Origin of the sequence: Rhizobium sp. PP-CC-3G-465, assembly GCF_004343445.1 — a bacterium.
GTDB classification, from domain to species: domain Bacteria; phylum Pseudomonadota; class Alphaproteobacteria; order Rhizobiales; family Rhizobiaceae; genus Ferranicluibacter; species Ferranicluibacter rubi.
On sequence record NZ_SLYH01000001.1, the window covers coordinates 2,183,030 to 2,204,010 of the forward strand.

General features: G+C 64.0%; 24 protein-coding genes. 12 read left to right on the plus strand and 12 right to left on the minus strand.

What is annotated here, in order from left to right:
• Positions 1-330 precede the first annotated feature (330 nt).
• The 4 genes from rpmH to yihA all read left to right on the plus strand — a co-directional run bounded on the left by rpmH (position 331) and on the right by yihA (position 3,468).
• The gene (rpmH, locus tag C8J33_RS10300; RefSeq protein ID WP_092931870.1) at positions 331-468 is read left to right on the plus strand and encodes a 50S ribosomal protein L34; all 138 of its coding nucleotides are present in this window, start codon (positions 331-333) and stop codon (positions 466-468) included.
• 81 nt (positions 469-549) lie between these two features.
• Complete coding sequence (rnpA, locus tag C8J33_RS10305; protein ID WP_132664031.1) at positions 550-948, plus strand: ribonuclease P protein component; 399 nt, start codon at positions 550-552, stop codon at positions 946-948.
• Positions 948-2,747 (plus strand): membrane protein insertase YidC, encoded by a 1,800-nt coding sequence (yidC, locus tag C8J33_RS10310; RefSeq protein ID WP_165916865.1) that lies wholly within the window; start codon positions 948-950, stop codon positions 2,745-2,747. The genes rnpA and yidC overlap by 1 nt, the downstream gene beginning before the upstream one ends.
• 67 nt (positions 2,748-2,814) lie before the next feature.
• Positions 2,815-3,468 (plus strand): ribosome biogenesis GTP-binding protein YihA/YsxC, encoded by a 654-nt coding sequence (gene yihA / locus C8J33_RS10315; protein ID WP_132664033.1) that lies wholly within the window; start codon positions 2,815-2,817, stop codon positions 3,466-3,468.
• Positions 3,469-3,527: 59 nt separating this feature from the next.
• Here the strand turns inward: yihA and msrB are convergent, their stop codons facing one another.
• A complete protein-coding gene (msrB, locus tag C8J33_RS10320) occupies positions 3,528-4,022 on the minus strand; it encodes a peptide-methionine (R)-S-oxide reductase MsrB (RefSeq protein WP_132664035.1) in 495 nt (164 codons plus the stop codon).
• 118 nt (positions 4,023-4,140) lie between these two features.
• Positions 4,141-4,881, minus strand: coding sequence for an anti-sigma factor domain-containing protein (locus C8J33_RS10325; protein ID WP_165929771.1), 741 nt, complete (start codon positions 4,879-4,881; stop codon positions 4,141-4,143).
• Between the two features lie 237 nt (positions 4,882-5,118).
• On the opposite strand from C8J33_RS10325, the gene argB reads away from it, so the two are divergent.
• Positions 5,119-6,006, plus strand: coding sequence for an acetylglutamate kinase (gene argB / locus C8J33_RS10330; protein ID WP_110800238.1), 888 nt, complete (start codon positions 5,119-5,121; stop codon positions 6,004-6,006).
• 4 nt (positions 6,007-6,010) lie between these two features.
• Here the strand turns inward: argB and C8J33_RS10335 are convergent, their stop codons facing one another.
• On the minus strand, positions 6,011-6,643 hold the full coding sequence (locus tag C8J33_RS10335; RefSeq protein ID WP_132664039.1) for a histidine phosphatase family protein: 633 nt from the start codon (positions 6,641-6,643) through the stop codon (positions 6,011-6,013).
• Between the two features lie 104 nt (positions 6,644-6,747).
• Here C8J33_RS10335 and C8J33_RS10340 point away from each other — a divergent pair, with 104 nt between their 5' ends.
• Complete coding sequence (locus C8J33_RS10340) at positions 6,748-7,461, plus strand: pyrimidine 5'-nucleotidase (RefSeq protein ID WP_132664041.1); 714 nt, start codon at positions 6,748-6,750, stop codon at positions 7,459-7,461.
• A 187-nt stretch (positions 7,462-7,648) separates the two neighbouring features.
• Positions 7,649-8,167 carry an EF-hand domain-containing protein gene (locus tag C8J33_RS10345; RefSeq protein ID WP_165929772.1) on the plus strand — a complete coding sequence of 173 codons (519 nt, stop codon included), beginning with the start codon at positions 7,649-7,651 and terminating at the stop codon, positions 8,165-8,167.
• Positions 8,168-8,245: 78 nt separating this feature from the next.
• Here C8J33_RS10345 and C8J33_RS10350 read toward each other — a convergent pair whose 3' ends face one another.
• On the minus strand, positions 8,246-8,668 hold the full coding sequence (locus C8J33_RS10350; RefSeq protein ID WP_132664045.1) for a pyridoxamine 5'-phosphate oxidase family protein: 423 nt from the start codon (positions 8,666-8,668) through the stop codon (positions 8,246-8,248).
• An 82-nt stretch (positions 8,669-8,750) separates the two neighbouring features.
• A complete protein-coding gene (locus tag C8J33_RS10355) occupies positions 8,751-9,650 on the minus strand; it encodes an LOG family protein (RefSeq protein WP_110800243.1) in 900 nt (299 codons plus the stop codon).
• Between the two features lie 169 nt (positions 9,651-9,819).
• Between C8J33_RS10355 and dapD the strand changes: the two genes are divergently transcribed.
• Entirely contained in the window at positions 9,820-10,677 is an 858-nt protein-coding gene (dapD, locus tag C8J33_RS10360) for a 2,3,4,5-tetrahydropyridine-2,6-dicarboxylate N-succinyltransferase (protein ID WP_132664047.1), read from the plus strand.
• A 21-nt stretch (positions 10,678-10,698) separates the two neighbouring features.
• On the opposite strand, the gene C8J33_RS10365 is transcribed toward dapD, so the two are convergent.
• The 4 genes from C8J33_RS10365 to C8J33_RS10380 form a co-directional block, all read right to left on the minus strand.
• The gene (locus C8J33_RS10365; RefSeq protein ID WP_245507102.1) at positions 10,699-11,850 is read right to left on the minus strand and encodes a GAF domain-containing sensor histidine kinase; all 1,152 of its coding nucleotides are present in this window, start codon (positions 11,848-11,850) and stop codon (positions 10,699-10,701) included.
• 118 nt (positions 11,851-11,968) lie between these two features.
• Positions 11,969-13,009: an aldo/keto reductase gene (locus C8J33_RS10370; RefSeq protein WP_132664051.1), complete on the minus strand. Its 1,041-nt coding sequence runs from the start codon at positions 13,007-13,009 to the stop codon at positions 11,969-11,971.
• Positions 13,010-13,107: 98 nt separating this feature from the next.
• Positions 13,108-14,091, minus strand: a complete 984-nt coding sequence (gene dmeF, locus C8J33_RS10375) for a CDF family Co(II)/Ni(II) efflux transporter DmeF (protein WP_132664053.1) — start codon at positions 14,089-14,091, stop codon at positions 13,108-13,110.
• Positions 14,088-14,366: a metal/formaldehyde-sensitive transcriptional repressor gene (locus tag C8J33_RS10380; RefSeq protein WP_132446005.1), complete on the minus strand. Its 279-nt coding sequence runs from the start codon at positions 14,364-14,366 to the stop codon at positions 14,088-14,090. Before C8J33_RS10380 ends, dmeF begins: the two co-directional genes overlap by 4 nt.
• Positions 14,367-14,482: 116 nt before the next feature.
• On the opposite strand from C8J33_RS10380, the gene dapE reads away from it, so the two are divergent.
• Together dapE and C8J33_RS10390 are read left to right on the plus strand one after the other, a co-directional pair.
• The gene (gene dapE, locus C8J33_RS10385) at positions 14,483-15,748 is read left to right on the plus strand and encodes a succinyl-diaminopimelate desuccinylase (protein ID WP_132664055.1); all 1,266 of its coding nucleotides are present in this window, start codon (positions 14,483-14,485) and stop codon (positions 15,746-15,748) included.
• On the plus strand, positions 15,735-16,334 hold the full coding sequence (locus C8J33_RS10390; protein ID WP_132664057.1) for a hypothetical protein: 600 nt from the start codon (positions 15,735-15,737) through the stop codon (positions 16,332-16,334). The genes dapE and C8J33_RS10390 overlap by 14 nt, the downstream gene beginning before the upstream one ends.
• A 6-nt stretch (positions 16,335-16,340) precedes the next feature.
• On the opposite strand, the gene truA is transcribed toward C8J33_RS10390, so the two are convergent.
• The 3 genes from truA to def form a co-directional block, all read right to left on the minus strand.
• Complete coding sequence (truA, locus tag C8J33_RS10395; protein ID WP_110800251.1) at positions 16,341-17,084, minus strand: tRNA pseudouridine(38-40) synthase TruA; 744 nt, start codon at positions 17,082-17,084, stop codon at positions 16,341-16,343.
• Positions 17,085-18,020, minus strand: a complete 936-nt coding sequence (gene fmt / locus C8J33_RS10400; protein ID WP_132664059.1) for a methionyl-tRNA formyltransferase — start codon at positions 18,018-18,020, stop codon at positions 17,085-17,087.
• A gap of 72 nt (positions 18,021-18,092) precedes the next feature.
• Positions 18,093-18,617 carry a peptide deformylase gene (def, locus tag C8J33_RS10405; RefSeq protein WP_132664061.1) on the minus strand — a complete coding sequence of 175 codons (525 nt, stop codon included), beginning with the start codon at positions 18,615-18,617 and terminating at the stop codon, positions 18,093-18,095.
• A gap of 191 nt (positions 18,618-18,808) precedes the next feature.
• Between def and C8J33_RS10410 the strand changes: the two genes are divergently transcribed.
• Together C8J33_RS10410 and C8J33_RS10415 are read left to right on the plus strand one after the other, a co-directional pair.
• On the plus strand, positions 18,809-19,993 hold the full coding sequence (locus C8J33_RS10410; protein WP_132664526.1) for a DNA recombination protein RmuC: 1,185 nt from the start codon (positions 18,809-18,811) through the stop codon (positions 19,991-19,993).
• Positions 19,994-20,055: 62 nt separating this feature from the next.
• Positions 20,056-20,955 (plus strand): ribokinase, encoded by a 900-nt coding sequence (locus C8J33_RS10415; RefSeq protein WP_132664063.1) that lies wholly within the window; start codon positions 20,056-20,058, stop codon positions 20,953-20,955.
• Positions 20,956-20,981 lie beyond the last annotated feature (26 nt).

Below are 20,981 nucleotides of genomic sequence, written 5' to 3' on the forward strand. Positions count from 1 at the left end.
CCCGCCTCCCGCGCTCTTCCGGGCAAATTATCGGTAACTGGTTAATAACATTGTAGCGGACACCTGCCGATTTTCGTGGAACCGCCGTCGTTTCGCTCAAGGCGACGCTGGGCGGGATGAGGATCGGCGAAGACGCGTTTGCGCATGAAAAGTGCCCTGAAACCGGGCTGGCGATTGACTTTGACACTTTTATTCTTATAAGCCGCCGCACGTCTGGGAACTGAATGGCGGGCAAGCTTCGTGCTTGCCGGCTCTGCCGTGCCCGGACAGAAACGCTGCTTGCTTAAGGAAGCAAACCAAGAAGGGCCGCACACCGCGGTATTAAAATAAATGCCAAAGCGTACCTACCAACCCTCCAAGCTTGTTCGCAAGCGTCGCCACGGTTTCCGTGCACGTATTGCTACCAAGGGCGGCCGCAAGGTTATCGTTGCCCGTCGCGCCCGCGGCCGCAAGCGTCTTTCGGCCTAATGGCATACGGCGTCCGCGCCGTCGCCATAGCCGGCACTCCTGCCCTGCAGGAGGTTGCCGGTGAAAAGAGATCCCAGACGCATGACGTCAGGTAATCCCAAATCAACTGTCGGGCGGCTGAAAAGCCGGCCGCAGTTTCTTGCCGTGCGTGCAGGCGAGAAGCGGAAGGGCTCCGTTTTCCTGCTCGAAGTGCTCGACAGACAAGCGGCGGACGAGCCCGCCCGCGTCGGTTTCACGGTAACGAAGAAGCATGGCAATGCGGTGGAACGGAACCGCATGCGCCGTCGCTTGCGCGAGGCCGTCAGGCTCCAAGCCGCGTTTGCAATGAAACCCGGCCACGACTATGTGATTGTCGCCCGCCGCGAGGTGCTTGGCGTCCCCTTCGACAGGCTGGCAAAAATGCTCGGTGCCCGAATCGAAGGCCCACTCGAAGGCAGGCAGAAACAGGCACGGCCGCCGGCCGGCTCCAGGAAAGAATGATGGACAAGAACCGCAACTATTTCATCGCGATCGGCCTGTCGGTGCTGATCCTCATCGCCTGGCAGTTTCTCTATATCAATCCGAAGATGGAGCGCGAGCGCATCGCGCAGGAAGCCGTGCAGGCCCAGCAGGCCCAGACACCGGCCAACACGACCGGCGGCTCTATCCCCGGCGCCATTCCCGGCACTGCGACGACCGCCGTTCCCGGCGCCGTGCCGCAGGGTGCCGCGCGTGAGGAGGCCATCGCACGCTCTGCCCGTGTCGTCATCGACACGCAGGCCCTCTCCGGCTCGATCAACCTCACCGGCGCCCGTCTCGACGACCTGAAGCTGCGCGAATATCACGAGACCGTCGACGACAAGAGCCCGATCATCACGCTTTTCAGCCCGGCCGAAACGCCGGAAGGCTACTTTACCGAAATCGGCTATGTCGGCGATGCCTCGACCGGTGCAGTTCCCGGCCCGTCCACCGTCTGGACGGCGCCCGAAGGCGCGAAGCTGACGACCGCGACGCCGGTCACGCTGACCTTCACCAACGAGAAGGGCGTGGTCTTCACGCGCGTCATCTCGATCGACGAGCATTTCATGTTCAAGATCGACGACACGATCCAGAACGCGACCGGCGCACCGATCGCACTGTCCACCTATGGCCGGGTGACCCGCTTCAACAAGCCGGTGACGCCCAGCGTCTACGTTCTGCATGAAGGCTTCATCGGCGTTATCGGCGAGCATGGCCTCGAAGAGGTCAGCTACAGCAAGGTCGAGGACAATGCACCGGCACAGCCCGGCAAGACGACCGGCGGCTGGCTCGGCATCACCGACAAGTACTGGGCGGCGACCATCGTCCCGCCGCAGGCGACGCCCTACGAGACGCGTTTCGCCCACTTCACCGACGGTCGCCCGCGCTACCAGGCCGATTACAAGCAGGATGCCATCACGGTGGCACCCGGCCAGACGACGACGCTGAACAACCTCGTCTTTGCCGGCGCCAAGCAAGTGCCGCTCGTCGATGGCTATGAAGCGAGCTACAACATTCCGAAGTTCGACCTGCTTATCGACTGGGGCTGGTTCTATTTCATCACCAAGCCGATGTTCAAGCTGATGGACTTCTTCTTCCGCTTCTTCGGCAATTTCGGCGTCGCCATCCTTCTCACCACCATCGTCGTCAAGGCGCTTTTCTTCCCGCTTGCCAGCAAGCAGTACGCCTCCATGGCGAACATGAAGAAGATCCAGCCGAAGATGGAGGAGATGAAGAAGAAGTTCGGCGACGACCGGATGGGCATGCAGCAGGCCATGATGGCGCTGTACAAGGAAGAGAAGATCAACCCGATCGCGGGTTGCTGGCCGATCCTCCTGCAGATCCCAGTGTTCTTCGCGCTCTACAAGGTCATCTACGTCACGATCGAAATGCGGCACGCGCCGTTCTTCGGCTGGATCCAGGATCTATCCGCGCCGGACCCGACCTCGCTCTTCAACCTGTTCGGCCTCCTGCCCTTCGCCGTTCCGCACGCTCTGATGATCGGCGTCTGGCCGTTGATCATGGGTGTCACCATGTTCCTGCAGATGCGCATGAACCCGACGCCACCCGATCCGACGCAGGCGATGCTCTTCACGTGGATGCCGGTGGTCTTCACCTTCATGCTGTCGAGCTTCCCGGCCGGTCTCGTGATCTACTGGGCCTGGAACAACACGCTCTCGGTCATCCAGCAGGCCTTCATCATGAAGCGCCACGGCGTCAAGGTCGAGCTGTTCGACAACATCAAGAACCTGTTCTCGCGAAAACCGAAGCCCGCGGAATAGCGACCGACCTTCCCGCCCCGGGCCGCAAGCCCGGGGTTTTCTTTTTCAGCCCCTGAGGGACCTGCCGATGACCGACACCGCCCTGAACGACGAAAAGCCGATGTTCGGCAATCCCTGGATCTTCATTCGCGGCGTTCCCTCCATGGAGTTCCTGCCGCCCGAGGGGCCGACGGAAATCGCCTTTGCCGGACGCTCGAACGTCGGCAAGTCCTCGCTGATCAATGCGCTCGTGGGGCAGAAGGGGCTGGCGCGCACGTCCAACACGCCCGGGCGGACGCAGGAGCTCAACTACTTCGTGCCGGACGGATATTCGGGTGCTGCCGGCGACCTGCCGCCGATGGCGCTGATCGACATGCCGGGCTACGGCTATGCGCAGGCGCCGAAGGCGCATGTGGATGCCTGGACGAAGCTGGTGTTCGACTATCTGCGCGGCCGTGCCACGCTGAAGCGTGTCTATGTGCTGATCGACAGCCGCCACGGCATCAAGCCAAACGACGACGACGTGCTGTCGCTGCTCGACAAAGCCGCCGTATCCTATCAGGTCGTGCTAACGAAGACGGACAAGATCAAGGCGGGCGCCGTGCCGCATCTGATGGCGGAGACGCTGGAAAAGATCCGCAAGCGCCCGGCTGCTTTCCCGGAAATCGTTGCGACATCGTCCGAAAAGGGCGAAGGCATCGAAGAGCTGCGCTTGGCGATCCTCACCGCGATCCGGAACTGAGATTATCCGAACACACCCGGCGCGGCCGCATGCCGCGCCTCAGGTTTTGCCACCCGGTATCAGGCGGGTGCCGCACCCGGCACGAAGGTCATCGACAGGCCGTTGATGCAGTGACGCTGGCCGGTCGGCTTCGGGCCGTCGTCGAAGATGTGCCCGAGATGCCCGCCGCAGCGGCTGCAATGACATTCGGTCCGCACCATCAGGAACGAGGTGTCGGTGCGCGTTCCCACGGCATCGGGCAGCGCCTGCCAGAAGCTCGGCCAGCCCGTGCCGCTGTCGAATTTCGTTTCCGAGGAATAGACCGGGAGGGCGCAGCCGGCACACTGGAAGGTGCCCTTGCGCTTCTCCTCGTTGAGGGCGCTCGTGAACGGGCGCTCCGTGTCTTCATGCCGCAGGATGCGGTACGGCTCGTCACCGAGCATCGCCTTCCATTCGGCATCCGTCTTCGTCACCGCGAATGTTTCGGCAGCGGCGAAGGGAGCAATCTGGTTCTTCAAAGCAAAAGCGGCAACACCGGCCGTGCCGGTCAGGAGAAAGAAGCGGCGGCTGAGCATGGGACCTCCATGCGGGCGATATGGAGCCCGCGCCGGTGTTCTACGCCTGTCCGGTGCGTTCAGAAAGAAGCCCGCCGATCAAACCCGCGTGAGCATGGCCGCGCTCGGATACGCCAGCTCAGCGACCGGCAATACCGCTGCTGAGGATCTTGCCCGTCGGGGCGCCCGTCGGCGAACCGCCTGCCGGCTCGAGGCTGACCGTGATTGGCGCGCCGTCGCGCAGGCGGGTCCGCACCGCCTTGGGCACGACGATCTCGCCATGGCTGTTTGCGTTGACGACGCCAAGCGACACGGGGGCGGCACCTTCCGGCGTCAGCCAGACTTCGAGCGACTTCGCATCCGCCACGCCCGGTGCGCTGGCGGCGGCTGCGACAGGGGCGAGCCGGAGACGGCCGCTGTCGTTATCGTAACGCGCCGTCAGCGCCAGATCAGACCCTGCGAGATTAAGGCTCGTCGTCAGGCCGCGCGTCGGCGAGGCTGCGAAGAGGCCGGACTGGGAGACGCCCGTTGCGACCAAACCGATAATCGAGACGCAGGCGACGCCGCGCCAGAAGGCGGCGGAGTTCCAGATGGCGACGTTGAAAACCGGCACGCGTTCGCGCTGGGGACGTGCCCGCACAGCCATCGGCTCAGCGAAGGGCGATGCGCGGCGCGGGGCGCGGCGGGTGGGGCGCGGCGTCTGATCGACGGTCAGCATGTTGCTGCGCCAGTGATCGACCATCGCTGCGAAGTTGCGGTCGAGCGTCATGCGCGCCTCGACCTTCTGCCGGTCTTCCGGGGAGAGAACGCCGAGGACGTACTCTCCGGCAATAACCTGATCGAGGCGGGAATCGCCACTCTTCGCGTTTTCTGTCGTCATGATGTCAATGTGCTCGCCTAGAACCGCGGCCATGCCAAGCGGATGATGGACGGGATCATACGCATGGTTCGGCGCATTTTCCACGGCTTTTACGCCGCAGGCCTCATGTTCGGCCGAAGGCGGCGCGAAGCGCTGCCATTTCCGGCTGTCATCATGCCGTTATATTACCTTCCGATCATTCCCCCGAGAAAAAACTTGCGCTAAACAGCATCCGCATCGATCCCGAAGGTTTCCGACATGTCCCCATCCGAAAGCGAAATCCAGGCCCGTCTTCTCGCACAGGCCCTGCCCTATATGCAGCGTTACGAGAACAAGACGATCGTCGTGAAATATGGCGGGCATGCCATGGGCGACCCGGAGCTCGGCAAGGCGTTCGCCGCCGATATCGCGCTGCTCAAGCAGTCCGGCGTCAACCCGATCGTCGTGCATGGCGGCGGCCCGCAGATCGGCGCCATGCTGACCAAGATGGGCATCGAATCGAAGTTCGAAGGCGGGCTGCGCGTCACGGACCAGAAGACGGTCGAGATCGTCGAAATGGTTCTGGCCGGCTCGATCAACAAGGAGATCGTGGCGCTCATCAACCAGACCGGGGAATGGGCGATCGGCCTCTGCGGCAAGGACGGCAACATGGTCTTTGCCGAAAAGGCCCGCAAAACCGTTATCGATCCCGACAGCAATATCGAGCGCGTGCTCGATCTCGGCTTCGTCGGTGAGGTGATCGAGGTGGATCGTACACTTCTCGATCTCCTGGCGAAGTCGGAAATGATCCCCGTCATCGCCCCGGTCGCCCCCGGCCGCGACGGCGCGACCTACAACATCAATGCCGATACGTTCGCAGGCGCCATTGCCGGCGCGCTCAACGCCACGCGCCTCCTGTTCCTGACCGACGTTCCCGGCGTGCTCGACAAGAACAAGGAACTCATCAAGGAACTCTCCGTCGCCGAAGCGCTGGCGCTGATCGCCGACGGCACGATTTCCGGCGGCATGATTCCCAAGGTCGAAACCTGCATCGAGGCCATCAAGGCCGGCGTTCAGGGCGTTGTCATCCTCAACGGCAAGACGGCCCATTCGGTGCTGCTTGAGATCTTCACCGAACACGGCGCGGGAACGCTGATCGTTCCGTAAGAAATCAGTCCGCACCTGTCTCGAGGTGAGCGACATCGCCGAGCGAAACGACCGCCCGGCTCTGCCACAGATCGTCCTGCTCGAGATGGGTGATGCTGCCCGACGCCACCTTGAAGGCGACCCAGCCGGCCGCATGGATCGGCATGCCGATCCACTTCGCCACGACGAAGGTCAGGGCGAAGCCATGGGTCACGACGATCTGGCAGTCGCAGGGGCGGGCCATGATCGCATCCATCGCCCCATAAATTCGGGTCGCCAGTTCCCGCCGGGTCTCGCCACCGGTCAGACTGTTGCGATAGTCGAGCCGGTCGTCTTCCGGAGTGGATTCGTGCCGCAGGTCGAGCCATTCCTGCGGCCGCCCTTCGGCGGCGCCGTAGCTGATTTCCCGCAGGTCGCGGTTTACGGTGATGCCGGTTCGGAACAGATCGGCGATCGTATCGGCCGTTTCGGACGCGCGCAGCAGATCGGAGCTGACGATCTCGACCGGCCGGTTGCCGATACGTGCAAAGAGCGCCTGCGCGATGGCGCCCGCCTGCGCCTGACCTCGTTTCGTCAGACCCGTATCGAACCATCCGCCGACGCGCTTCTCGACGTGGTGGGCGGATTCCGGGTGCGTGACGACGAAAATCGTTCTCATGGCTGTTTCCTTATCGCAGCACACTTATAGTTTGTCAGCTTGCGTATCATTCTTCTCTGCCGCTCTTTCTGGCGCCCGACTTCGCATTCTTGGAACAGGCCCTCATGACCTCGATCGACCGACTGCCGACCATCGACGATTTCGCCCATGTCACCGAATGGGTGTTCGACATGGACAACACGCTCTACCCGCATCGCGTCAACCTGTTCTCGCAGATCGACCGCAACATGACGGCCTTCGTGGCCGACCTGCTGCTGATGGAGCCGGCCGATGCGAAGCTGCTGCAGAAGCAGTATTACCGCGACCATGGCACGACGCTGAAGGGCCTGATGGTCCATCACGGTATCGACCCGAACGATTTTCTGCAGAAGGCGCATGCGATCGACTACAATGTCATCCCGCCCGATCCGGCGCTGGGGGACGCGATCAAGGCGCTGCCGGGGCGCAAGTTCATCTTTACCAACGGCACGGTGGTGCATGCGCAGATGGCGGCGCGGGCGCTCGGCATTCTCGATCATTTCGATGATATCTTCGACATCGTCGCGGCCGACTACGTGCCGAAGCCGGCGGGCGCGACCTATGACAAGTTCGCGAGCCTCAACCGCGTCGATACCCGCAATGCCGCCATGTTCGAGGACCTGCCGCGCAACCTGACGGTTCCCAAGGCGCTCGGCATGAAGACGGTTCTTCTGGTGCCTCAGAATTTCGAGTACGAATTCGCGGAAGCCTGGGAACAGAGCGAAGACGGGAACGCGGATATCGACTTCGTGACGGAAGACCTTGCCGGTTTCCTGCGGCGGCTCGTGCGCTCCGCTTGAGCCAACGCCCGGCCTTCATTACCGAAGTTTAACTGGTGCCTGGCGGCGTCTCCTCTATCTTCGTGCTCAGGGACGAACATGCTGCGGTCAGCCCTGCGATAAAGCGGCACCGCATCCCCCAAGCACAGCACGCGGCCACATCCTGCCTTTCGGGACGATGGCGCATGCTTCTCGACAAGGACGACTCATGACCAAGAAAACCCTCATCCTCGGACTTTCCGCCGTCGCCATCGCTGCCTCGGCCCTGGCAACACCGTCATTCGCCGCAAAGCACAATGGCCCGACGCGCGAGCAGCGCGCCGAGTGGATGATCAAGCAGCTGGATACGGACAAGGATGGCAAGGTTTCGCGCGCCGAAGCCGATGCCGCGGCATCGCGCGCCTTTGCCGCGTTCGATACCGACAAGAACGGGCAGGTCACACCCGACGAGGTGAAGGCCAAGCGCGAGGCCTTCAAGGCGGCGCGTGCCGAGATGCGCAAGGCGGACAAGGGCCCGGAGCGCCAGGAAGCTCGCGCCAAGCTGCAGGAACTGCGCCCGGCCATGATCCCCGCGATGGGCCCGCGCATGTTCAAGCAGGCCGATACCGACAAGAACGGCTCGCTCTCGCTGGCCGAGGTGACGGCAGCAGCTGGCGAGCGCTTCCAAAAGCGGGACGCGAACGGTGACGGCTTCATCGATGCGGCCGATCTGACCCGGAAGATCTGATCCCGGAAACGAAGCCTGCACTTCACATGGAAATGCCCCGTCTCCGGGGCATTTTTCGTTTCGACCGGACCCTGATCTTCACGCTTTCAGCGTGACTTCGCCTTCGTCCTCGCCATCCCAATAGTGCGCGCGCTCGGCAACGACCTTGATCATCACCAAACCTTCGGTGTCGATGCCGTCGGCAAACCACTTGTCGATATCGGCAGACCAGTGTTCCCTGAAAGCTTGCCTGTCACGGATGAGGTCGGCCTTGCCTTCCACGGCCACCAGAAAGGCCTTGGTCCCCTGGAAGGCGAGAGCGACCTTGGAGTCGGCCTTAATGTCGTCCACCATGCGGGTATCGTCGAGCGTAAAATAGTAGGAGCTGCCGTCGTAATCGACGTTGCGGTTGTTGCTCATCGGCCGGCCGGCGATCGCGCCGCCATCGGTGTGCGTCGAGAGCATGCAGATGTCGATCTCGCGCATCTTTTCGGCGAGATCGGCAAGGGTCTTGTTGGTCATGGCTTCAGTCTCCTCTTCGTGACCCAGGAGAACGCAGGCCGGACCAACTTGTTGCCTTGCCGCTTTCGCGCGAAAGGACGTCCTATCTCTCGCCCGACGCGAGCGGCAGGGAGTCGGGATCGACGCTGCCGTAGAAGCGGGCGATGATGTCCCAGGCCTCGTCGGCGGTATCCACGAACTGGATCAGATCGACATCCCCCGGCGCGATGGTGCCGAAGGCGGCGAGCGCGTCGAAATCGACGATGGAGCGCCAGAATTTTTCACCGAACAGGATGAGCGGCACCAGCGCCATGCGCCCCGTCTGCATCAGCGTGATCGTCTCGAAGAGCTCGTCCAGCGTGCCGAAGCCGCCGGGGAAGACCGTGACGGCCTTGGCGCGCACGAGGAAGTGCATCTTGCGGATCGCGAAATAGTGGAAGTTGAAGCTGAGGTCCGGCGTGACGTAGGGATTGGGCGCCTGCTCGTGCGGCAGAACGATGTTCAGCCCGATCGACGGCGCTCCGACATCGGCCGCGCCGCGATTGCCCGCCTCCATGACGCCCGGCCCGCCGCCCGTGACGACGACGAACTCCTTGTAGCCGGATTGCGCCGAATGCTCCGCGCAGAGCCGCGCGAACTTGCGGGCCTCGTCGTAATAGACGGAGGCTGCCGTCAGGTTCTCGCGCTGCGTCTCGTTCTTGGCCGCCCAGGCATCCTTGCCGGGCTCGGGAATGCGGGCGCCGCCGAACATGACGACGGTGGAGGTGATGCCGCGCTCGGCCAGCGCCATCTCGGTCTTCAGCAGTTCGAGCTGCAGGCGGATCGGCCGCAGTTCCTCGCGGCAGAGAAAGTCCTCGTCGGCATAGGCCAGACGATAGGATGGCGAGAGCGATTGCGGGGTCTTTTCGACGCTAGCCGCGCGGGTCCGTGCCTGCGCGCTGTCTGCAAGGGGATCCCAGACCCCGTCCTTACGCCGCAAATTCCGCTTCTTCATCCGTGTCATGGGGGCTCTCGTCTCCAACGCAGGCCGCAGCAAAGGCCGGCGAATCTCATCACTTACGTTCCCGTGACATAGACCGTGCCTCCCGGTGCGCCGCAACCGAAAAACGCTTCAAATCTCGGGCATCATGCTCTACAGCGTTGGAAATCAGCCCGGATTTTTAGGATTTGCGATGACCTCCCACGATCTTGCCTTTCTCGCTTCCACGATCGAGACCACCTTCGACAACCGCGATACGGTGACGACCGGCACGAAAGGCGAGGTGCGCGACGCCGTGGAAACGGCGCTGAACCTGCTGGACAGCGGCAAAGTGCGGGTTGCAGAACGCGCATCGGACGGAAACTGGACGGTCAACCAGTGGCTCAAGAAGGCGGTTCTCCTCTCCTTCCGCCTCAACCCGATGGAAATCGTCAAGGGCGGCCCGGGCGGCTCGACCTGGTGGGATAAGGTGCCCTCCAAGTTCGACGGCTGGAGCGCGAACGAATTCGAGAACGCCGGCTTTCGCGCCGTGCCGAACTGCGTCGTACGCCGCTCGGCCTATATCGCGCCGAACGCCATCCTGATGCCGTCCTTCGTCAACCTTGGCGCCTATGTCGGCGAGGGCACGATGGTCGATACCTGGGCCACCGTCGGCTCCTGCGCCCAGATCGGCGCCCATGTGCACCTGTCGGGTGGCGTCGGCATCGGCGGCGTTCTGGAGCCGATGCAGGCCGGCCCGACCATCATCGAGGACAACTGCTTCATCGGTGCGCGTTCGGAAGTCGTGGAAGGCTGCATCATCCGGGAAGGCTCCGTCCTCGGCATGGGCGTCTTCATCGGCAAGTCCACCCGCATCGTGGACCGCGCCACCGGCGAGATCACCTATGGCGAAGTGCCGCCCTACTCCGTCGTCGTTGCCGGTGCGCTGGCATCCGACAAGGTGATGGGCAACGGCCAGCCGGCACCTGCGCTCTATTGCGCCGTCATCGTCAAGCGTGTGGATGAGAAGACCCGCTCGAAGACGGGGATCAACGAGCTGCTGCGCGACTGAGGTCGCCTTGCATAAAGCGCTTCAGCGAAGCGGGATCCGGCAGGTAAAGCAGGTTTCCGCTTCGTTCGACGTGACGTCGATCGTGCCGCCATGCGCCTTGACGATCTCCGAGGCGATATAGAGCCCGAGGCCCAATCCCTCGCGGCCATGCTCGACCGTGGCACGCACGAAGGGCTTGAACAGGTCGCGCCGGACGGCCTGCGGGATCTGCTTGCCTGAATTGGTGACGCTGACAATGAACTCGCGTCCGACCTCAGCCGTCCTCACACGGATCGGGCTATCGGCGTTGCCATGCGTCAGGGCATTTGCCACGAGGTTGGAGACGAGCTGGCCCATCCGGCCTTCGTCGCAGCGCACGAGGCAATCACTGAAATCGGTCTCGATCGACCGGCCGGGATTGGCAATGCTCAGCTCGGCAACCACATGCTCCAGCACGGGCCGCAGCGGCACGCGCTCGGCCTGCTCCACCGCCAGCCCGCCGCCCAGACGCCCGCGCGCGAAGTCCAGGACATTGTCGATGAGACCCGACATCCGCACGACGCTGGCACGCATGAGCTCCACCACGGTCTTCGACTTGTCGCTGAGGTCAGTGCGCGCCAGCATGCGCGTGCCCGCGTCGATCGAGGCCAGGGGATTGCGCAGGTCGTGGCCGAGAACGGCGATGAATTGTTCGCGCAGTTCGTTCGCATGCCGGTCCTGCTCCATCTTGCGACGGGCATCGACGTGGAAGGCGATCAGTTCGGCGAACAGCCGGAACATATCGACGATCTCAGGCGTGTTGAGCTTGTTGGGTGCGGGATCGATGGCGCAGAGCGTGCCGAAGAAGGAGCCGTCCGAGAGAAGGATGGGGGCGGAGATGTAGCTCTGGAAGCCGTATTGCGCTGGCGTGTGATGACAGGCGAATTCCGGGTCTTCGGCCACATGCTCGATGATGACGACCTCGCGATGATCGCGGATCTCGTTGCAGATGGTCGTCTCGATAGCCAATTCATTGCCGGGGGCGAGGCCGAAGTCGATCTTGTCGAGAACGCCGCAGGCGATCCACCGGCTTTCCGTGACGCGGGCCACGGCAGCAAAGCCCATGCCGGTGACGCGGCAGACGACATCCAGAACTTTCGGTACGGCATCGATCCTGGAGACGATATCGACGGATTCGGCGGCCAGATCGGGCAACGGTATACTCTCGGAACAGAACATCAGACGTGGTTGCGAGGGTAACCTTTCGCACACCCACAAGCAATGGGCGCAACGGAGCATCTGCCCTGATGACGCTCCGTTGATGTAGCGATATCTAACGTTTGAAAGGCTCGGGGCGCCGGTTGGCGGCCTGCCGCTCCACCATCCAGCCGGGATATTCCGGGGCAAGCGCGCTGACGGTGTCGAGCCGGTCGAGATCCTCGGCATCCAGCCGAACCTCGGTGGCCTTCAGGTTTTGCTCCAGCTGTTCCAGCCGCTTGGCGCCGATGATGACGGTGCTGACGAAAGGCTTGGCGAGAATATAGGCGAGCGCGATCTCGGCGACGCTGACACCATGCTTTTCACCGACCTCGCGCATGGCGGCGACGCAGGCCCAGGCCCGGTCCTTGTCGACGGGCGGAAAGTCGAAGGTGGCGCGGCGGCCCTCGCCGTTTCCAGGTGCGCCCGGGCCATACTTGCCGGACAGGAGCCCGCCGGCCAGCGGCGACCAGACCATAAGGCCGAGCTTTTCCTCCAGCAACAAGGGAGCAAGCTCCCGCTCCAGATCGCGCCCGGCAATCGAATAATAGGCCTGAAGACTATCGAAGCGGGCGTAGCCCTTGCGTTCGGAAATACCCAGCGCCTTCGCGATCCGCCAAGCCTGCCAGTTGGAGACGCCGATGTAGCGCACGAGCCCGCGGGAGACGAGGTCGTCCAGCGCGCGCAGGGTCTCGTCGACCGGCGTCACAGGATCGGTGGCGTGGATCTGGTAGAGGTCGATATGGTCGGTCTGCAGGCGCTCGAGGCTTTCCTCGACCGAGTCCATGATATGGCCACGGGAGGCGCCGCGGTCGTTGGGCTTGTCGCTCATCACGCCATAGACCTTGGTGGCGATGATCACGTCCTTGCGCGCAACCGCGTTGTTCTTCAGCGCCTGCCCCAGCAGCCGTTCCGACTGGCCGAAGGAATAAACATCGGCGGTGTCGATGAAATTGATGCCGGCAGCAAGCGACCGCTCGACGATCCGGTCGGCGGCGTCCTGGTCCACATCCGCGATCGGCCCCCATCGCGGATCGTCCGGCGAGCCGAAGGTCATCGTTCCCAAGCAGAGTTCGGAGACGAAGAGGCCGGTATTGCCAAGCTGATTGTAGCGCATGGTCTGTTCCCATCCTGTCGATATGGATCGTTTTCGGCGCGTTCTGACCTACTAGCTAGCGGAGGATACGCGCAGGTCCAGCGTCATCCTCCATACGCTCACGCCGCTTCGACCTCGATCGTCACATGCGAAAGCTCCGTGATATGCGCGAGTTTCGCGCGGTAGAAGGCCGGAGGCTTCGGGCTCGCTGCCTTCAGCGCGACGATGGCGCCGTGATGGCCGGGACCGAGCTGCCAGACGTGCAGGTCGGTGATCCTGACATCGCCATCCTCGACGGCGTGGCGGATTTCGTCCGGCAGATCTTCGCCTGCGGGACCGTAATCGAGCAGAACCGCGCCACTGTCGCGCAGGAGGCCGAACGACCAGCGGGCGATGACGAGCGCACCGACGATACCGATGGCAGGATCGAGCCAGAGCCAGCCGTAAAGGCTGCCAAGAACCAGCGCGGCAATGGCCAGGACCGAGGTCAGAGCATCGGCGAGCACATGAAGATAGGCGCCGCGCAGATTGTTATCCGTGTGGTGCGGGGCTTGCGAATGATGATCGTGGTGGGGGTGATCATGACCATGGGTGTGGTCATGATGGTGCCCGCCATCGCCATGGCTATGACCACCGTGTCCATGATGATGATCGCCGCCGAGCAGCCAGGCGCAGAGGAGATTGACGGCTAGGCCGAGGGCTGCGACGGCGATCGCCTGATGAAAGTCGATCGACACGGGCGACCACAGCCGCAGCGCGCTTTCCCAGGCGATGAACAAAGCGACGAGGGCCAGAACGATGGCGCTGGCAAAGCCTGCGAGATCGCCAAGCTTGCCCGTACCGAAGGTGAAGCGCGGGTTGCGGGCATTGCGCCGGGCATAGACATAGGCAAGGGCCGTGATCAGCATCGCGGCTGCGTGGGTGGACATATGCCAGCCATCCGCGACCAGCGCCATGGAGCCGAAGGCGGTGCCGGCCACGATTTCCGCGACCATCATGGCGGCGGTCAGCACGATGACGATCCATGTGCGACGCTCGTTGCGCGCATGGTCGCGGCCAAGGAAGACATGCTCGTGCGGGCTCGAAAGGCGGCTCTCGGTCATTTCAGATAGGTCCTCATCACCTCGATCAGATCTGCGGCACCCCTCGCCCGCTCGGGATCGTCATCCGTATCCGGGTCGGCCACGTGGTTGCGGATGTGATCCTCGATCAGCTCGGCCGTCAGCCCGGTGACCGCACCGCGAACGGAGGCGACCTGATTGAGGATGGCGCCACAGGGCTCATCCGCTTCCAGCGCGCGTTCGATCGCCTCCAACTGCCCCCTGAGGCGGCGGACGCGGGCGATCAGTTTGGTCTTGTTCTTCGACATATGCGACATAGCATAGGGGGATACCCTATATTACCCTCTCTCGCAATCCGTTGCTGCATCAGCGAACTGCCGTGACAGCCGGGGAGCGATCGGATACATCTTTGCGGAATCAACAGGCTGCCTTCATGTCCCTTGCCGATCCCGCATCCTCCGCTCATTCCTCTTCCGCGCCTTCTCCCAGCGACCCGGTGGCCAATCTTGCCGCCCTTATCCGCTGCCCCTCGGTGACGCCTGCCGAAGGCGGTGCGCTCGGGGTGTTGGATGCCATGCTGGGCCCGCTCGGCTTCTCCGTGGACCGCGTGCTCGCGCAGGAAGAGGGGACGCCCGATATCGAGAACCTCTATGCCCGGCTCGGCAGCCCCGGCGATCACGCTGGCGATCATCCCGGCGGTCCGCACCTGCTGTTCGCCGGCCACACCGACGTCGTGCCTGTCGGCGACGAGGCAGCCTGGACGCACCCGCCTTTTTCCGCCGCCGTCGAAAATGGCCTGATGTATGGCCGCGGTGCGGTCGACATGAAGGGCGGCATTGCCTGCTTCATTGCCGCCGTCGCCCGTTACGTCGAACGGCACGGAGCGCCGAAGGGGGCGATCTCCCTCCTCATCACCGGTGACGAGGAAGGCCCCGCCATCAATGGGACCACGAAGCTGCTCGACTGGGCGACAGCCCGCAGCGAGCGCTGGGACGCCTGCATCGTCGGCGAGCCGACCAATCCCGACCGGCTTGGCGACATGATCAAGATCGGCCGTCGCGGCTCGCTGTCGGGTACGGTCATGGTTCACGGCGTGCAGGGCCATGCCGCCTATCCGCATCTGGCGGACAGCCCCGTGCGGGGTGCGCTGCAGCTTGCAACCGCGCTCATGGATCCACCCTTCGATACGGGCACGGAAAACTTCCAGCCGTCGAACCTCGAGGTCACCAGCCTCGACGTCGGCAATCCCGCCGTCAACGTGATCCCGGCACGCGCGACCTTTCGCTTCAACATCCGCTTCAACGATACGTGGGACGCCGACAGCCTCAGGGCGGAGATCATCGCGCGGCTCGACCGCGCAGCGGCAGACGGCCCGCTGCGGCCGGGTCGCGATCCCGTTCGCTACGATCTCGTGTGGAACGAGCGGCCGAGCCACGTCTTCCTGACCCGCAGCAACCAGCTCATCTCGTCGCTCTCGTCCGCCGTCGAGGCCGTGACCGGCCGGCAGCCGGCGCTTTCGACCACGGGCGGCACCTCGGATGCGCGCTTTATCAAGGATCACTGCCCGGTGGTGGAATTCGGGCTCGTCGGCCAGACGATGCATATGGTGGACGAGCGCGTCTCCGTTGCCGATCTGGAAACGCTGACCGGCATCTATCTCGCCTTTCTCGAACGCTGGTTCGACAATGCCGCAGCTTGACGAGATCGGCATCTACCTCAAGGGCGTCTGGATGCTGGTGCTGGGCAAGCCGGAAGGCTTCGACTGGCTGGATCTGAGCGCCTCCGGCGTCTGGCGCTCCTTTGCCGCCATTCTCTGGTGCCTGCCGGCCATGGCCGTCAGCTGGTCGGCCTGGCGCATGTTCTACCTTGCCAACATGCCCGACGGCTCGACGGCGGGTCTCGCCTTCATCGCCAAGCTGTTCATCGTGGATGTCGCGACCTGGATCCTGCCGATCCTGCTGATCATCATGCTCGCCCGGCCGCTCGGCTACGGGCCGGCACTGAGCGCGATCATCGTCGTCACCAACTGGCTGTCGATCCCGACCTTTTACGGCATGGCGTTTCCGGCAGCCATCCGGCTGGTCGTTCCCGGCAGCGAAGGGCTGACGGGCATGCTCTCGCTGATCGCTCTCATTGCCATCATCATCGCGATCTTCCGGGTGCTGAAAGTCATCACGGGCGGTGATCAGACGCTGCTCGCCGCAACGCTCTCCGCTCTGTTCATCCTGCCGTCGCTGATGATCGGCGAAATGCTGCAGCGCAGCTTCGGCCTGCTGCCGGCGTAAAGCCGGTCAGTAATCAACCTGCATGAAATAGAGCCCATCCGGCGGGGCGACCGGGCCGCAGGCCTTGCGATCGCGGGCGTCGAGGGCAGCACGCACCCGCTCGACCGGCCACTTCCCCTCGCCCACCATCTTCAGCGTTCCCGCCAGCGAGCGGATCTGATTGTGGAGGAAACTCTGGGCCGTGGCCCGGATCTCGATCACGTCTCCGTCCCGCGTCACATCCAGACGGTCGAGCGTGCGCACGGGGCTATTGGCCTGACAGTGGACGGAGCGGAACGTGGTGAAATCATGCCGGCCGACCAGCGTCTGCGCGGCCTCGTGCATCAGCCCCGCGTCCAGAGGCTTCACCACCCACCAGGCCCGCTTGGCTTCGAGCGCCAAAGGCGAGTGGCGGCAGATGATGCGGTAGAGGTAGTGGCGGCGAAGGGCCGAGAAGCGTGCATCGAACGTTTCCGGCACGCTCTCGGCGTCGAGGATCGCGACCCGCTCGCCATGCTGGCCAAGATGCGCGTTCAGCGCGTTGCGCAGCGTTTCCGCCGGCCAGTCGCGCGTGAGATCGGTATGCGCCACCTGCCCACGGGCGTGGACGCCGGAATCGGTGCGGCCCGCGCCGCGGACCGCCACGGTCTCGCCCGTCAGCCGCAGGATGGCGCCTTCGATGGCGCCCTGTACGGAGCGGCCATTGTCCTGGCGCTGCCAGCCGACATAGGACGTTCCGTCATATTCCACCAGAAGCCGGAAACGCGGCATTCAGAACAGCCTCGTGCCGGCGGGAACCGGCGTACCGCGCCGGAACTCGTCAGCGGGCAGGACCTTGCCCCCCGCCTTCTGCAGCCGCGTCAGGCGGATGGAGCCATCACCGCAGGCAATCGTCAGGTCGTCGAAAAGGGCCGTGCCCGTCTCTCCGCCGGCCGTCTCGACCGTGGAGGCGAGAACCTTGACCCGCTCGCGCTTGCCGGCGATGTCGAGCTCGAACCAGGCGCCCGGAAAGGGCGACAGGCCGCGAATGTGATCGTGGACTTCCTGCGCCGGCTTGGCGAAATCGATGTGGGTTTCGCCCTTGGCGATCTTCGCGGCGTAGAGGACGCCCGCCTCGCGCTGCGGGGTCAGCGGCAGATCGTCCGCTTCCAGCTTCTCCAGTGCCTCGCGCATCAGGGCCGCACCGCGCACCATGAGCCTGTCGTGCAGCTCGCCCGCCGTCATGTCGGGGCCGATGGTGACGAGGCTGGTCAGGGCCACGGGGCCGGTGTCGAGCCCCTTCTCCATCTTCATGACCATCATGCCGGTTTCGCGGTCGCCCGCCATGATCGCCCGCTGGATGGGGGCCGCACCACGCCAGCGCGGCAGCAGGGAGGCATGGCCGTTGTAGCAGCCCAGCCGCGTTCCCGACAGAATGGCTTCGGGCAGAAGCAGGCCATAGGCCACGACGACGGCCACGTCGGCATCCAGCGCGCGAAACGCTTCGCGGTCCTCGTCCGTCTTGAAATTCAACGGTGTGCGAACCTCGATACCGAGCAGTTCTGCGGCCTGATGCACAGGGGATTTCTGCAGATCGAGCCCGCGTCGGCCGCCGGGACGCGGGGGCTGGGTGTAGACGGCAGCGATCCTGTGGCCAGCCTGCGCCAGTGCGGCGAGCGTCGGCACGGAGAACTCCGGCGTTCCCATGAAAGTGATGCGCAGCGACATGATGGCCTCCTCTGGATAACGCGGCCGGGCGATAGCACGGTCGCGCCGGCAGCTGACGGCGGCCCGCCCCGATCAGATCGCCTTCGAACCGCGGGTCTTGGCGGCCTTGGTGAATTTGCGCACGACCATCTCGCGCTTCAGCTTGGAGATGTGGTCGATAAACAGCACACCGTTCAAGTGGTCGATCTCGTGCTGCAGACAAGTGGCGAGCAGCCCATCCGCCGCGATTTCCTGCTGACGACCCTCCCGATCGAGATAGCGCAGGGTGATGCCGGCGGGGCGCTCGACCTCGGCGTAATAGTCGGGAATCGACAGGCAGCCCTCTTCGTAAACAGAGCGCTCGTCCGTCGATGTCAGAATTTCCGGATTGATGAAGACCTGCGGCGCCGCGTCGTCACCCTCCTTGGCAAGGTCGATCACCAGCAAGCGGCGGGGAAGGCCGATCTGGATCGCCGCCAGCCCGATGCCCGGCGCGTCGTACATGGTTTTCAGCATGTCGTCGGCGACCCGGCGCACGTCGTCGTCGACACGCTCGACGGGCGCGGAGATCTGGCGAAGCAGGGGATCGGGCAGGATGATAAGAGGCTTGATCGTCATGGCGTCGTGATAGCCGATCTTTTCTGGCGATGGAATTCGGACACGGAGAATTTGCGCTGATTTTCACGCGGAATTTGTCGCTGCCCCCGATGATGTTCACGATTTGATCTGGCCTTGGCGATAAATTTCGGTACAGTCCGGCCATGAACGCTTTCTCGCTTACCGATATCTTGCTCGCAGCCGCCAACGCGATGGGCCTCTCCGCGTCCGTTCTCGCGTGGCTTCTGGTCGGCGCAGTGGTTCTCGTCGCTCTCGCCATCCTCGCTGCCTTTCGCCGCCGGGGCGCGGCCAATGCCGATACGGCGCAGGAGCAGATGGCCGCGCTGATCCAGTCGCAGACCGAGATGCAGGGCCGGATCGCGGCCATCGCCGACATCTTCGGCACGCGGCAATACGAGCTGAACCAGTCGATCAACCAGCGGATCGACGGCATGACGCAGCGCATCGGTGCCTCGATCACCGAGCAGACGCGGCAGACGCATGAGAACCTGCGCACGCTGCAGGAGCGGCTGGCCGTGATCGACACGGCCCAGACGAACATCCAGTCGCTCGCCAAGGACATGGCCGGGCTGCAGCAGATCCTTGCCAACAAGCAGACGCGCGGCGCCTTCGGTCAGGGACGCATGGAAACGATCATCGCCGACGGCCTGCCGCAGGGTGCCTATGCGTTTCAGGCGACGCTGTCCAACGCTTCGCGGCCGGACTGCATTATCCGCATGCCGAACGGCCAGCCGGGATTGGCGATCGATGCGAAGTTTCCGCTGGAGGCGTGGAACGCCATGCGGGCGGCACAAACGCCGGAGCTGAAACGGCAGGCATCGCTCCTCTTCCGGCGCGACATCGAGGTGCATATCAAGGACATCGCGGGGAAATACCTGATCCCTGGCGAGACGCAGGATACCGCCTTCCTGTTCGTGCCCTCCGAGTCGATCTTCGCCGACATTCACGAGCATTTCGAGAGCATCGTCCAGAAGGCGCACCGGTCGCGCGTCGTCATCGTCTCGCCCTCGCTGCTGCTGCTCTCCATTCAGGTCATCCAGGCGATCCTGCGCGACCATCGCATGCGCGAGCAAGCCCATCTGATCCAGGACGAAGTCGTGCGGCTGATGGAGGACCTGTCGCGGCTGGACGAGCGGGTGCGCAAGCTGCACGGGCACTTCACCACCACGCAGAAGGACGTCGACGACGTCCTGATCTCGTCCGACAAGCTGAAACGCCGGGGCGCGAAGATCGAGGCTCTGGACCTGCAGGAGGGCGGAGGCGCCGCGTCTGCTGACCCCGCATCACCTGTGCAGGGCGGTTCGCAGCCCGGGCAGACCTCTGCCCCCGGCAGCCGCATCGGTTCGCTGAAGCTGAGAGTGGTTGACGAGGACTGAGGGCGTCGGGCAGTGTCCGGCTTACACACGCCGCTCGACGCGGCGCATTCGGGAGGCATTGCATGATCACCGTTTTCGGTTCCATCAATATGGACCTTATCGCCACCACGGCGCGCCTGCCGAAACCGGGCGAAACGGTGACGGGCAACAGCTTCACCACGGCAGCCGGCGGCAAGGGCGCAAACCAGGCGCTGGCAGCAACCCGCGCCGGCGCTTCCGTGCGCATGGCCGGCGCCGTTGGCTGGGATGCCTTCGCCGAATCCGCCCTCGGCCTCATGAAAGAGGCGGGGACAGACCTGTCTCTGGTGAAGACCGCAAGCGAGCCGACCGGCACCGCGCATATTCTGGTCGGCGGCGATGGCGAAAACGTGATCGTGGTCGTCGCCAGCGCCAACGGCACCGTCAACGAGGCGGATGCGCTGGCCGCCATCGAAACGATGACGCCGCAGGATACGCTGGTGCTGCAGCTCGAAATACCGCCCGAGGCCGTCGAAGGTGCGCTTCTCGCCGCTCGCGAGCGCGGCGTCCGCTCGATCATCAACATCGCGCCTTTGACGGAACATGCCGCAGCGCTCGGCCGCATGGCCGATATCGTGGTCGCCAACGAAACCGAATTCGAGCGCCTCGCCGGCCGGGACCGGCTGTCGCCGGAAGAGCGCCAGTCGGCAATCCGTGCGCTCAGTGCCGAAACGGGCCAGACGGTCATCGTCACGCTGGGTGCGGACGGCGTCATCGCCATGCATGAAGGTGAAATATATGCCGCAGACGGCCTCGTGATCGAGCCTGTCGATACGGTCGGCGCCGGCGATACGTTCTGCGGCTATCTCGCAGCCGGGCTCGATGCCGGACTGCCGTTCGATACAGCCCTGCGGCGGGCCGCGGTCGCAGGCTCGCTTGCCTGCCTCAAGCCCGGCGCACAGCCCGCCATTCCGCTCGCGAGCGCGGTGGATGCTGCCCTTTGAGGGCTGTCGCGAGATCCTGAGTTCCG